At 73.5% G+C, this 12,558-nt stretch carries 11 protein-coding genes; 2 read left to right on the top strand and 9 right to left on the bottom strand.

What is annotated here, in order from left to right; translation table 11 throughout:
* Positions 1 to 10: 10 nt before the first annotated feature.
* From ABT023_RS22750 to ABT023_RS22725, 6 genes are read right to left on the bottom strand one after another with little or no spacing between them, the layout of a single operon-like run.
* Positions 11 to 895: an STM4011 family radical SAM protein gene (locus tag ABT023_RS22750; protein WP_350888404.1), complete on the bottom strand. Its 885-nt coding sequence runs from the start codon at positions 893 to 895 to the stop codon at positions 11 to 13.
* Positions 892 to 2,217 (bottom strand): STM4012 family radical SAM protein, encoded by a 1,326-nt coding sequence (locus ABT023_RS22745; RefSeq protein ID WP_350888403.1) that lies wholly within the window; start codon positions 2,215 to 2,217, stop codon positions 892 to 894. The genes ABT023_RS22750 and ABT023_RS22745 overlap by 4 nt, the downstream gene beginning before the upstream one ends.
* Complete coding sequence (locus tag ABT023_RS22740; protein WP_350888402.1) at positions 2,214 to 3,017, bottom strand: STM4013/SEN3800 family hydrolase; 804 nt, start codon at positions 3,015 to 3,017, stop codon at positions 2,214 to 2,216. The genes ABT023_RS22745 and ABT023_RS22740 overlap by 4 nt, the downstream gene beginning before the upstream one ends.
* Positions 3,005 to 4,159 (bottom strand): STM4014 family protein, encoded by a 1,155-nt coding sequence (locus ABT023_RS22735; RefSeq protein ID WP_350888401.1) that lies wholly within the window; start codon positions 4,157 to 4,159, stop codon positions 3,005 to 3,007. The genes ABT023_RS22740 and ABT023_RS22735 overlap by 13 nt, the downstream gene beginning before the upstream one ends.
* A 1-nt stretch (position 4,160) precedes the next feature.
* Positions 4,161 to 5,108, bottom strand: a complete 948-nt coding sequence (locus ABT023_RS22730; protein WP_350888400.1) for an STM4015 family protein — start codon at positions 5,106 to 5,108, stop codon at positions 4,161 to 4,163.
* Between the two features lie 7 nt (positions 5,109 to 5,115).
* The gene (locus ABT023_RS22725) at positions 5,116 to 6,048 is read right to left on the bottom strand and encodes an STM4015 family protein (RefSeq protein WP_350888399.1); all 933 of its coding nucleotides are present in this window, start codon (positions 6,046 to 6,048) and stop codon (positions 5,116 to 5,118) included.
* 173 nt (positions 6,049 to 6,221) lie between these two features.
* Between ABT023_RS22725 and ABT023_RS22720 the strand changes: the two genes are divergently transcribed.
* A complete protein-coding gene (locus ABT023_RS22720) occupies positions 6,222 to 6,650 on the top strand; it encodes a Fur family transcriptional regulator (protein WP_350888398.1) in 429 nt (142 codons plus the stop codon).
* A gap of 23 nt (positions 6,651 to 6,673) precedes the next feature.
* Positions 6,674 to 8,950, top strand: coding sequence for a catalase/peroxidase HPI (gene katG / locus ABT023_RS22715; protein ID WP_350888397.1), 2,277 nt, complete (start codon positions 6,674 to 6,676; stop codon positions 8,948 to 8,950).
* Positions 8,951 to 9,029: 79 nt separating this feature from the next.
* Here katG and ABT023_RS22710 read toward each other — a convergent pair whose 3' ends face one another.
* From ABT023_RS22710 to ABT023_RS22700, 3 genes are all read right to left on the bottom strand, one after another.
* Entirely contained in the window at positions 9,030 to 10,382 is a 1,353-nt protein-coding gene (locus tag ABT023_RS22710; RefSeq protein ID WP_350888396.1) for a coiled-coil domain-containing protein, read from the bottom strand.
* Between the two features lie 282 nt (positions 10,383 to 10,664).
* Positions 10,665 to 11,585, bottom strand: coding sequence for an NAD(+) diphosphatase (gene nudC, locus ABT023_RS22705; protein ID WP_350888395.1), 921 nt, complete (start codon positions 11,583 to 11,585; stop codon positions 10,665 to 10,667).
* 197 nt (positions 11,586 to 11,782) lie between these two features.
* Positions 11,783 to 12,514, bottom strand: a complete 732-nt coding sequence (locus ABT023_RS22700) for a dienelactone hydrolase family protein (RefSeq protein ID WP_350888394.1) — start codon at positions 12,512 to 12,514, stop codon at positions 11,783 to 11,785.
* Positions 12,515 to 12,558 lie beyond the last annotated feature (44 nt).

Raw genomic sequence — 12,558 nt, 5'->3', positions numbered from 1 at the left:
CCCGCGCGGGTCAGCCGGGCGGCCAGGCGGCCGGGATGCGTTCCAGCAGCCCGCCGGCGAACACGTCGCGCAGCCCGAGCGGCTTGAGGTGGACGTACCCGATGTGGCAGTCGCAGACCGCGTTGACGCACGCGCGGGGGCGCAGCGCGGCCCGCCACGACCCGTCGTACAGGTTGCCGATCGGCTCCGGGACGAAGTGGCAGCGGCGCACCGTGCCGTCCCCGAGCACGGAGATCGCCGTCTCCCCGGCGTGGCACGGCCGGTCCAGCGACAGGTGCGGGCGCACGCTGTAGCCGAACAGCGGGTCCAGCGCCGTCCAGGTCGCCTCCTCGGCGGCGTCGTAGCGGCGGCCCTCGGCGGCGTTCACCCACAGGTACACCTCGGGCGGCAGCGCGGCGCGCAGGGCCCGCGCCTCGTCGAGGTGCTCCGGCAGGCCGACCACCCCGACGGAGAACCGGACCCCCAGCTCCGCCAGCCGCGCGCAGCGGGCCAGGAAACGCTCCCGGGTGACCTGCCCCGGGTGGTACGTCGTCCACAGCGCCGCCCGGCCCGGGTCGGCGTCGGCCAGCCAGTCGACCCGGGCGGCCAGGTTGGTCTGGATGACCACCCGGTCGACGTGCGGCAGGTGCGACAGCGCCACCATGGCGTCCCGGTACCAGCGGCGGGTCAGCCCCTCGCCCCACGGGGTGAACAGCACCGACAGTCGCACGTCGGCGCTGGCGGCCACCCAGCCGGTGAACCGCGCGAGCGCCGCCCGGTCCTCCGCCAGCAGCTCCGGCGGGTCGCGTCGCTTCGCGAACGGGCAGTACGGGCAGTCGTAGTTGCAGCTCGCCAGGGGCCCCCGGTAGAGGATCGCCAGGCCCGCTGCCCCGCCGCACCGATCGGCCGGGTTCATCGCGGCACGTACCCGGTCATCGCGCTGCGCACCTGCGCGGAGGTCAGCCACGGGCCGACCGCGTCGGAGCGGGCCAGCCCCGCCGGGGTGAGCCGCAGCCCGCCGTCGGCGGCCCAGCCCCGCTCGACCAGCCGCCCCAGCTCGGGGAAGTCCTCGCCGGGCGGGCGGCCGAACCGGGCCCGGTACGCGACCGGGTCCACCCCCTCCGCGCGCAGCAGCGACTTGAGCAGCCAGCGGCGGCGCTGCTCGGTGTCGTCGAGGGTGAACCCGAACTCGGCGAACCGGAAGTCGTCGGCCGGCCGGGCCAGGTAGTCGTCGAGCACGACCCGCACCTCGGACACGCTCACCGCGTAGTCGAACGAGTAGTGCAGGCCCGTGGTGTAGGAGCGCGCGCCGCAGCCCAGCCCCACCATCCCGTCGTCCTGGCAGCAGTAGTCCGGGCCGTCCGGCGTCGGCACGTCGGCCCGGCGGAACTGCCGCATCGACTCCTGCCGGTACCCGGCCGCGCCGAGGACGTCCACCGCCTGCTCGTACAGGGCGAGCCGCTGCGCGTCCCAGTCCGCCCGGCCGTGCGCCCGCCGGCCCAGCCCGGTCAGCGGTCGCACGTACAGCGGGTACAGGTACAGCTCCTCCGGCCGCCACGCGAGGGCCGCGTCCAGGCTCTGCCGCCAGGTGTCGGCGGTCTGCCCGTCGATGCCGTAGATCAGGTCGATGTTGAGCACCGGGATCCGCGCGTCGCGGAGCGCGCCGAGGGCGGCCTCCACCTCCGTGCGGCGCTGCGGGCGGCCGGCGGCGCGGGCCTCGACGTCGAGGAAGCTCTGCACGCCGATGCTCACCCTGGTGGTGCCGTGCGCGGCGAGCACCGCGAGCCGGTCCGGCGTCGCGGTGGCCGGCGAGGTCTCCACCGACAGCGGTACGCCGGGCAGCCGCGCCCCGAGCGTGGACGTGGCGATGTCGAACAGCTCGGTCAGCTCGTCGGCGGTCAGGTAGGTGGGGGTGCCGCCGCCGAGGGCCGTGCGGGCGTACCCGGCGTCGCCGCCGAGCGCGTCGGCCACCCGCTGGGCCTGCCGGCGCAGCTGCCGCAGGTACGCGGTGACCTGCTCGGCGGGGGCGTTGGCCCGGGTGAACAGGTTGCAGAACCCGCACCGCATCTCGCAGAACGGCAGGTGGACGTAGAGGAAGAGCGCGTCGCGTGCCTCGGCCCGCCACACGTCGGCCAGTGACGGCCGGGGCCGCAGCGCCCGGTACGAGGTCTTGTGCGGGTACGCGTACAGGTACTGCTGGTACGGCGAGCCGTCGAGGCCCGTGTCGGTGCTGGTCACCATTCTCCCGGTTGCAGGGTGAAGTGGGCGTACGGGACCGTCCACACCACGTCGTGGCCGATCCGGTGGCCGGTGTGGCCGTCCTCCCCGTACGCCGTGCCGTGGTCGGAGCAGATGATCGTGAACGCCGGTCGGCCGCGCCCGGTGAGCAGGGCGAACAGCCGGCCGAGGCGGCTGTCGACGTACTCCAGGGCGGCGGCGTGGCTGGCCGGGTCGTCGTGTGCGGCGCCGGGGACGTAGTGCCGGTTGGGCTGGTGCAGCGCCGCGACGTTGAGGAACGTGAACAGCGGCTGCCGCGCGGGGACCCGGGGCAGCGCCTCGGCCAGCCGGTCGAGCTGGGCGTCCAGGCAGGTGGGGGAGGTGACCCCGAACTCCGGCTCCCAGTGCGCCTCGGCGAACAGGCCGGGCAGCACCGACCCGAGCGGGCTGCGCCGGTTGAAGAACCCCACCCCGCCCAGGCAGAGCGTGTGGTAACCCTCCCCGGCGAGGGCGGTCGGCAGGTCCGGCGCGTCGAAGACCCAGGTGTCGGAGCCCGCGGTCTCGCTGCCGGGGAACGCCGCCGCATACAGCCGCTCGTGCCGGCCCGGGGTGACCGGGGTGGGCAGGAAGCCGGCGAAGAACGCGTGGTGGGCGGCGTAGGTGAAGCTGGCGGGGGAGTGCCGGCGCTCCCACCGGCCGCCCGGCAGCGCCCGCGCGAGCTGCGGGGTGCGCCCGGCGGCGGCCAGCCCGTCGGCCACGTCCCAGCGCAGCGTGTCCAGGGTGACCAGGCAGATGTCGTGACTGCCGATCAGGCTCCGCACGCGATCATCTCCCGCCCGGTCCGGTCCGGCCGCCCCGCCGGCTGCCCGGCCTCGGGGGCTGTCGCCGACGTGGCCCGCGCCCCGGCCGCCCGCCAACGGTCCCACCGGCCGCTGGTCAGGGCGTGCACCTGCTCGGCGTAGGTGTCCCGGCCGTCGACGAGCACCCCGGGCAGCAGGTCCCCGAACGCGTTGACCTCCGCCACCGCGTGCCGCCGCCAGCCGAGCAGGAACATCAGGTCGACGCCGACGTGCAGGCTGCGCGGGAAGCACGCGGCGGCCCGCTCGCAGGTTTCCATCGCCGCCGACCACGCCGTGGGCCCGGCGGCGTCCCGCAGCTCGGCCAGGTCGCCGCGCGCGTTGCCCAGGTGCAGGTTCGTCATCGGCCCCCGGGCGGCGCGCACCACCGCGTGGCTGGGCCGGCCGGCGACCACCACCACCCGCAGGTCGACGACCCGGTCGCCGAGCCCCGCCTTGGGCAGCCACCGCTCCACGTGCAGCCCTTCCGGGGCGAGCCGGTCGACGAGCGCGGCGACGGTGGCCTCGTCGTCGTAGTGGCGTACCTTCAGCGAGTTGAACAGGCCGTCCGGGGCCACCTCGATCGGGGTGACCGCCCGGATCCGGCCGGGACCGACCGCGAGGGCGATCACCCCGGCCGCCGACGAGCCGTGCGCGGGCTTGACGAACACCCGCGCCCAGCCCGCCTCCGCCATCGCCGCGCGCAGGCCCGCGTACCCGTCGACCGGGGGCAGCGCGCCCGGCACCGCAACCCCGGCGGCGCACAGCAGGGCGTGGCAGCGGCGCTTGTCGCACAGCGCGGCCACGTCGGCCGGGTCGTTGAGCAGCTCTGCGCCGCCGGCGGCGACCCGGCCGAGGCCGTCGACCAGCCCCGCGTACGTGTCGGCGAGGCCGATCAGTTCGCCGTGCCGTGCCGGGCCGGCCGCCCGACGCAGCAGCCGGTCCACCTCCGGGTCCTCGCCGGGGGAGTCGACGCGCACCAGTGCGCCCGCCGGCGGCGGTGCCGCGCCGGTGAGCACGTCGACCCAGGGCAGCACCGCCGGCCGGGGCAGGCCGGCGGCCAGCACGGCCCGGGTGAACAGGCCGACGCGCCGGTTGTCGGGGTTGCCGACGACGGTCAGCCGCATGTCACTCCGACACCGCCGTGTACCGGTACGTCTCGCCCTCGTCCTCGTCCTCCTCCTGCGGGTCGGACAGGTCCACCCACACGCCCGGCAGGGCCGCCTTCACCGCCGCGACGGTCTCCTCGGAGGCGTAGTGGTGGCTCAGGTCCAGCTTGGCGAGGTGGGTCAGCGGCTGCCCGCCGGCCAGGGCGAGGGCTCCTCGGTCGCCGAGGGTGCCCAGCGACAGGTCCAGCGCCTCCAGCCGCTTCACCACCGGCGCGGCGGCGAGGGCCTCGGCGATGTCGTCGGCGATCTCGGAGTTGCACAGCCCGAGCCGCCGCAGCGCGGGGAACCGCTCCCCGGCCAGCAGCGGGGCCAGGTCCGACACGGCGGTCTCGCCGCCGTAGTCGGGGGTGCCGAGCCACAGCTCCAGCTCGTCCAGGGCGGGCAGTTCGGAGTCGAGCACCGCCCGGACGAAGGCGGGGCGCAGCCCGCCGCTCTGCACCTCCAGCCGGCGCAGCCGCTCGTGGCGCACCGGGGAGAACCGGAAGTCCTCCCCGCCGCGCACCCGCAGCACCTCCAGGCCGGGATGGGCGGTCAGCAGTTGGCTGACGTCACCCACCCGCATCCAGGAGATCTCGCACTCCTCGGCGACGATGTCGCCGAGGAAGAGGGCCTTGAGGTTGGGCAGGCGCGGCGCGGCCTCGCAGAGCTGGGCGATCGGGGCCTCGTTGAACGCGGCGTATCCCCAGGAGCCGATCACCAGGGCCTCCACGGACTCGCCCGCCCGGTCGACGAACCGCTCGAACGCGTCGCGGAACTGGGGGTTGAGCTTGTGGTCGGTGCTGTTGTCCCAGTCGTGCGCGGCGATCCGCCAGGCGGTGGGGCCGTCGGCGTCGGGCAGCGGGCCGTCGGCGGGAACCTCGACGACGGTGCGGCCGGCGAAGAAGTCGGCGTGCGATCCGACGGTCATGGTCTGCTCACTCCCCGACCGCGGTGAAGCGGTACTCGCGGCCGTTGTACGTCTCGACGGTCTGCGGGTCCGACAGGTCGACCTCGACGCCCGGCAGGGCGGCGACGATCCGCTCGCGCGCGGGCTCGGAGAGGAAGTGGTGGTGCAGGTCGAGGCGGCGCAGGTGGGTCAGCGGCTGCCCGGCCAGCAGCGCCTCCGCGCCGGCGTCGGTGAACACCCCCTTGGACAGGTCGAGGACCTCCAGTTGGCGGACCACCGGGGCGGCGGCGACGGCCTGCGCGGTCAGATCGGCGAACGCGTCGTTGCTCACCGCCAGGTGGCGCAGCGCCGGCAGCCGCGTGCCGGCCAGCACCTCGGCCAGGTCGTCCACGGTCGTGTCGCCCCCGTAGTCCTGCCGGCCGAGCCACAGTTCGAGGCGCTCCAACGCGGGCAGGTCGCAGCCGCCGACCGCGCGGGTCACCGACCCGGGCAGCCCGCCGGACTGGAAGACCAGCTCCCGCAGCCGGGTGTGCCGCACCGGGTCGAGGCGTAGCTCGTTGGCGCCGCGCACCCACAGCACCTCCAGCGACGGGTACGCCGCCAGTAGCGGGGTGATGTCACCGTGCGTGAGCCAGGAGATCTCGCACTGCTCGCTGACCAGGTCGGCGAGGAAGACCGCCCGCAGCGAGGTCCACTTCTCCGCCGCCGCGACCAGCAGGTCGATCGGCAACGCCTCCTCGTACGCCGAGCCCCACTCGCCGATCACCAGGGCCCGGACCGCGTCGGCGGGCACCTCGTCGCGCAGGGCCGCGACCAGGGCAGCGAACTCCACCGGATCGGCCTCGAAGTCCTCCACCTCCAGCCGCCAGGCGACCGCCGACGGATCGTCGGGCAGGGCCATCCCGGGGGTGAAGGGCAGCACGGGCAGCCCGGTGAACGACGACAGATGGGACCTGATCACGCCAACCTCCGGCTCGACTGGTTCAGCGGCGGCGCGACCGTAACAGCCCGTACCGACAGAAAGATCACCGGCGGGGCCCCGCCGGCTGGTCGGCCAGGTCTCTGCGTCGAAGATGTGCGGGCGAAACTGGGTAAAAATTGATTCGTTCCAGAAGAGTGGACTATGTTCATCGGGTGACCTCCGAATTCGAGGCTCAGCTGCGCGCGGCCCTGTTGCGGGTGACCCGGCCCCGGCTGGCGGTGCTCGCAGCGCTGCGCGACCATTCGCATGTCGACACCGACACGGTGATCGCCCTGGTCCGGGCGGATCAGCCCACGGTCTCCCACCAGGCGGTGTACGACGTGCTGCGGGCGCTCACCGACGCCGGTCTGGTGCGGCGCATCCAGCCTGCCGGTGCGATCGCCCGGTACGAGTCCCGGGTGGGGGACAACCACCATCATGTCGTGTGCCGCTCCTGCGGCGCGATCGCCGACGTCGACTGCGCTGTCGGCCATGCTCCCTGTCTCACCGCCTCGGACGACCACGGCTTCGCGGTCGACGAGGCGGAGGTCGTCTACTGGGGCACCTGCCCCGACTGTGCGACCGAACGCACCTCCCAGTGATCCGCCAGTTCGGAAGGATGCAGATGAGCGACACCCAGGACAACGTTCCCTCCAGCGCGCAGGGCGTGGACAAGAAGGAGGCGGCCGGCTGCCCGGTCGCGCACGACTCCGTGACCGCGCACGGCAGCGAGAGCGAGAACCCGGCGATCGACTCGCCGACGCCGAAGACCGGAGGGCGTCCGCGCACCAACCGGGACTGGTGGCCCAACCAGCTCGACCTCTCGGTGTTGCATGCCCACTCGTCCAAGGGCAACCCGCTGGGGGAGGGCTTCAGCTACGCCAGGGAGGTCGCCAAGCTCGACGTCGAGGCCCTCAAGCGGGACCTCACCGAGGTCCTCACCACCTCGCAGGACTGGTGGCCGGCCGACTTCGGTCACTACGGCGGCCTGATGATCCGGATGAGCTGGCACGCCGCGGGCACCTACCGCATCGAGGACGGTCGCGGCGGCGCCGGCGACGGCGGTCAGCGGTTCGCCCCGCTCAACAGCTGGCCGGACAACGCCAACCTCGACAAGGCCCGCCGGCTGCTCTGGCCGGTCAAGCAGAAGTACGGCCAGCAGATCTCGTGGGCCGACCTGCTCGTGCTCGCCGGTAACGTCGCCCTGGAGTCGATGGGCTTCAAGACCTTCGGCTTCGGCTTCGGCCGGGAGGACGTCTGGGAGCCCGAGGAGATCTTCTGGGGTCCGGAGGACACCTGGCTCGGCGACGAGCGCTACGCCTCCGAGAAGGAGATGGCGGCCGGCGTCGGGGCGACCGAGATGGGTCTCATCTACGTCAACCCGGAGGGCCCCCGGGGCAACGCTGACCCGGTCGCGGCGGCGCACTTCATCCGGGAGACCTTCGCCCGGATGGCGATGAACGACGAGGAGACCGTCGCCCTCATCGCCGGTGGCCACACCTTCGGCAAGACCCACGGCGCCGGCGTCGCCGACGACCACGTGGGCCCCGAGCCCGAGGGCGCCCCGCTGGAGACGCAGGGCCTGGGCTGGCTGAGCACCTACGGCAGCGGCAAGGGCGGTGACACGATCACCAGTGGTCTCGAGGTGACGTGGACCGACCGGCCGACGCAGTGGAGCAACCGCTTCTTCGAGATCCTCTTCGGCTACGAGTGGGAGCTCACCAGGAGCCCCGGCGGCGCGAAGCAGTGGGTCGCCAAGGACGCCGAGGCGATCATCCCGGACGCCCACGACCCGTCGAAGAAGCACAAGCCGACGATGCTCACGACGGACCTGTCGCTGCGCGTCGACCCGGCGTACGAGAAGATCTCGCGTCGCTTCCTGGAGAACCCCGACGAGTTCGCGCTGGCGTTCGCCAAGGCCTGGTACAAGCTGCTGCACCGCGACATGGGTCCGGTCAGCCGTTTCCTCGGGCCGTGGGTCGCGGAGCCGCAGCTGTGGCAGGACCCGGTGCCGGCCGTCGACCACGAGCTGGTGGGTGACGCCGACGTCGCCGCCCTGAAGGCGACGATCTTGAACTCCGGCATCCCGACCGCCCAGCTGGTCTCCACCGCCTGGGCCTCGGCCGCCACCTTCCGGTCCACCGACAAGCGCGGTGGCGCCAACGGCGCGCGGATCCGTCTTGAGCCGCAGCGCAGCTGGGAGGTCAACGAGCCCGAGCAGCTCGCGACGGTCCTGGCGACCCTTGAGGGCATCCAGCGGGAGTTCAACTCGGCCGGCGGCGCGCAGATCTCGCTCGCGGACCTGATCGTGCTGGCCGGCTCGGCCGCCGTCGAGAAGGCGGCGCGCGACGCCGGCGTCGAGGTGACCGTGCCGTTCCGCCCGGGTCGCACCGACGCCACCGCGGAGCAGACCGACGCCGAGTCCTTCAAGGTCCTTGAGCCGCGCGCCGACGGGTTCCGCAACTACCTGCGTCCCGGCGAGAAGACCCAGCCGGAGGTGCTGCTCCTCGACCGTGCCTACATGCTCAACCTGACCGCGCCCGAGATGACCGTCCTCATCGGCGGCCTGCGCTCGCTCGGGGCCAACGTCGGCGGCACGCGGCACGGCGTCCTCACCGAGCGGCCCGGCGTGCTCACCAACGACTTCTTCACCAACCTGCTCTCCCCGAGCACGCGGTGGAAGGCGTCGGAGTCCGAGGAGCACGGGTACGAGATCCGGGACCTGGCCACCGATGAGGTGAAGTGGACCGCCACCGCGGTCGACCTCGTCTTCGGCTCCAACTCCCAGCTGCGGGCCCTCGCGGAGGTCTACGCCAGCCAGGACGCGCGCGACAAGTTCGTGGCCGACTTCGTCGCGGCCTGGACCAAGGTCATGGAGCTCGACCGGTTCGACCTCGCCTGACCCGGCTTCGAACGACGGGCCCCGGCCGATCCACCAGCGATCGACCGGGGCCCGTCCGTGCGTGCCGGAGGCGGCCAGGTCAGGCGCTCGCGGCCACCTCGGGCGCGGCGACGGGCTGCTGCCCGCCGGCCGCCTCGGCGGGCCGGTCCGCCTCCGGGCGGGACCGCACCGTCGGGTACTCGGCGGTCTCGCCGCCCCCGGCCGCGGCGGCCATCACCGCGGCGGCGGCCAGGTCCGCCACCCGCTTCGCCTCCCGCTGCACCCGGGCCCGGACGTCCTTGGCGTGCTGCTCGACGGAGTCCGCCGAACGGCGCGCCTCCTCCAGCCGGCTCGTCTCGGCCGCCAACTCCTGTCGGATCTCGTCGAGGTGCTGCTGCAACTGGTTGACCTGGTGCTCGACCGCGGCCCCCTCCTGGCGGACCCGGGCGAGCTGCTGCTGGGCCCCGTCCAGCTCGGCGTGCAGCTGGGTCAGCGCCTGCCGCTGGCCGCCGACCTCCTGCTGCACGGCGGTGAGCTGCTCCTGGTGCAGGGTCGCCTGCTCGTCGGCGCGCTTGCGCACCTCCGTCGAGTACTGCTGCGCCTCGGCGATCAGCGTGGCGATCTTCTCCTCGGCGGCGGTGAGCTGGCCGGCCACGTCCCGCTCGGCCGCCGCCCGGTGCTCGGCCAACTCCTGCTCGGCCGCCGCCCGCCGCTCGTTGATCTCCCGCTCCACGTTGACCCGCCACTGGGTCAGCTCCTGCTGGCTCTGCGCGCGCGCCGCCTGGACCTCCTGCTGGATCTGCGTACGGGCCGCCTTGGTCAGCGCCTCGGCCGCAACGCGGGCCTGCTCCACCTGCTGGGCGGTCAGCTCGTTGATCCGCTTTGCCTCCTGCTGGGCGTGCGCGTGGGCGGCCTCGCCGTCCACCCGTAGCTGCTCCACCAGCTCCTGGATGTCCGCGAGCTGCGCCTCGGCCGCCGAGCGCCGCTCCTCGTACGCCTTCTCCTGCTCGGCCCGCCGGGCCGACAGTTCCGCCTCCAGGTCGTGCAGCGTCTGGGCGGCGTGCTCCCGCGCCTCCAACAGGACCCGCTCCGCCTCGGCCTGCAACTCGCCGGCCCGCTGCCCGGCGGTCTCCACGATCAACCCGGCCTGCTTCTCGGCGAGCGCGAGGATCTGGTCGACCACCGGCCCCAGGTCCCGGAAGGACGCCCGGTCCACCTGCGCCGGGCGCTGGCGCAGCTCGGTCAGCTCCGCCTGAAGCTGCTGGAACTGGAGGGTGTGGTTGCGGAGTTGGTACTGCGCCCGGTCCCGCTCGGCCGACAGGGCCGCGGCGCCGGCCTCGACCTGCTCGACGTACCGGTCGACCTGCCGCTTGTCGTAGCCGCGCAGCGTCTGCTCGAAGCTCGGCCGCCCGTTCGGCTCGTTGCGTACCGCGAACGACTCCCCGGTGGACATTCCGGCATCCTCCATACGATCGGCGACCTCAGGCCCGACGCGAGACCGCGATGCGGGCATGATGGGGCGCAACGTTACCGCCGTCTCCGCGCCACGAACACCCCACCCCGCAGCCGGCGCAGCTTCGCCGTCGTCGGCGCCAGCGCAACCCGACGGCCGGCACACGGCGACCTACTCGGTGAACGTGGAGGCGTGGCGGAGTCAGTGGTCGTTGTTCGACCACCCGAGCCCAGCCTCCGGGTCAAGGAACTGTCTCCTGACCGGTTGCGCAGACGGGACCGATTACGGTGCCGCGCCGAGCCCGGCCCAGGAGCGCAGCAACCATCCGCCGATCGAGTCGACAGGCCCCGCACCGGGGCCGTTGACGATTCGCTCGACCACCTCGGCGCGGGTGAACCAGCGCGCCTCGAGCAGCTCCGCACCGTCGACGTCGATCCGCTCGTCGAGCGCCTGCCCGATGAACCCGATCATCATCCCGGCCGGGAACGGCCATCCCTGGGAGCCCTGGTAGGTGACGGGGCCGACCGCGACGCCCGCCTCCTCGGCGGCCTCGCGGCGTACCGTGCCCTCCAGGCTCTCGCCGATCTCGACGAAGCCGGCCAGCAACGAGAAGTTGTCCGGGCCCGCGCCGTGGTGACGGGCCAGCAGGCAGCGCGGTTGCGGGCCGGGGATCTCGATCAGCACGATCACGGCCGGCTCGATCCGGGGAAACAGCAGCCGATTGCACTCCGGGCCGGTGCACACCCGGACGTGGCCGGCCTGGGCGCTGCGGGCGGGCGACCCGCAGGCGCCGCAGAAGCGGGCGTGGCGGTTCCAATGGAGCAGACCGCGCGCGTACGCCAGGGTCGCGGCGTGCGGGTGCGGCAGGCCGGCTGCCAGCGTACGCAGATCGGTGCTCGTCTGCGCGGCGCACAACCGCAGCGCGGCGGGCTCGGCGGCGGCGCTCAGGTCGGCGGCGAAGACGGGCGTGCCGTCGTCCAGGCCGAGCAGCACCAGCTCGTCGGCGGCGGCCGCGATCTCTCGGCACCGGGTGCCGGTCGCGACGACCGGGGCGCCGGCGGCGAGAAGGCAGCGGTCCCGCCACATCGGCACCAGCCGGACGTCGGGGCGGGCGAGCTGGCCGGCGACCCACTCGGGGTCAGCACGCCGGCCCGGGACCCGGTCGTGCGGTGTCCCGGTGTAAGCCAGATCGTCGAACGCCACGCCGGGTTTCTACCACGGACCCCGGCAGCCGAGGGCGATGAGCCCTTCCGGCCATCAGCCGCTGCCCGTCGGCAAGATCATCCGGCATCGGACGACCAACTGGAACACGGTGCAGAAGCCCCTTGCCATGATGCGGTGCGGGTCGCGGCCGGTCCGGCGACGCCGGACCGGCCGCAACAGCGGCCATCGCGGAGCTGTCAGCCGAGGTGCCGGGCGAAGAACCGCAGCGTACTGTCCAGCTCGAACGCCGGGATTTCGCCGTGTCTGCCGGGGTTGGCGTGCAGCGTCTTCTCGGCCGAGACGAAGGCGTCGAACAGCGCCAGGCCCTGGGCCCGGGGCACCCGCTCGTCGTCCCACTGCAACAGGTACCGCACCGGGACGGTGATCCGTGCGGCGGCCCCCGCCGACGCGAGCGCCCCGCCCAGGCCCAGCACCGCCGCGCGTACGCGGGTCTCGGCGGCAACGAACGGAACGCCGAGCCCGCAGCCCAGCGACACACCCCAATAGCCGACCGGGCCGGTGCCGACGTGCGCCAGTTGCTGGACCGAGTCCAGGACCGCCTGCCATTCCGGGACGGTCTGGCGGGCCACGAGGGCCTGGAATTCGGCGATCAGCGGTGCCAAGTCCTCCCCGGCATCCACGCGGGCCTGGTTCTCGGTCGCGATCCGGTTGTACTCCTCATCCATCGGCCGGTCACCGTGGCCGGGAACATCGACCGCCACCACGGCGAAACCACACTCGGCCACGAGGCGGCGCGCATGGGCCAGGATGCCGGGGGCCTTCTTGTGCTGGCCGCCGCCGTGTCCCAACAGGACAAGGGGGCGAGTGCCGGTGGCACCTCCCGGCGTCCACAGCACGCCGGGAATCTCACCGAGAATGAAGAGCAGTTCGCAGTTGCCGTCGGAGGAGGTCTCAGAGATGAAGCGCATGGGTTTGAGCCTTTCGGGATGCCTTCTGCGGGCACTCCCTAGGC

The sequence above is a fragment of the Micromonospora sp. NPDC002296 genome (assembly GCF_040296145.1).
GTDB lineage: Bacteria > Actinomycetota > Actinomycetes > Mycobacteriales > Micromonosporaceae > Micromonospora.
Note: the sequence above shows the minus strand (reverse complement) of the source record. Positions and strands in the feature narration are given on the sequence as shown.

What these genes read in the sequence shown, in the direction of transcription:
- ABT023_RS22750 (WP_350888404.1), bottom strand. Translation starts at nt 895, where the DNA reads ATGAACCCGGCCGATCGGTGCGGCGGGGCAGCGGGCCTGGCGATCCTC.
- ABT023_RS22735 (WP_350888401.1), bottom strand. Translation starts at nt 4,159, where the DNA reads ATGCGGCTGACCGTCGTCGGCAACCCCGACAACCGGCGCGTCGGCCTG.
- ABT023_RS22730 (WP_350888400.1), bottom strand. Translation starts at nt 5,108, where the DNA reads ATGACCGTCGGATCGCACGCCGACTTCTTCGCCGGCCGCACCGTCGTC.
- katG (WP_350888397.1), top strand. Translation starts at nt 6,674, where the DNA reads ATGAGCGACACCCAGGACAACGTTCCCTCCAGCGCGCAGGGCGTGGAC.
- ABT023_RS22710 (WP_350888396.1), bottom strand. Translation starts at nt 10,382, where the DNA reads ATGTCCACCGGGGAGTCGTTCGCGGTACGCAACGAGCCGAACGGGCGG.
- ABT023_RS22700 (WP_350888394.1), bottom strand. Translation starts at nt 12,514, where the DNA reads ATGCGCTTCATCTCTGAGACCTCCTCCGACGGCAACTGCGAACTGCTC.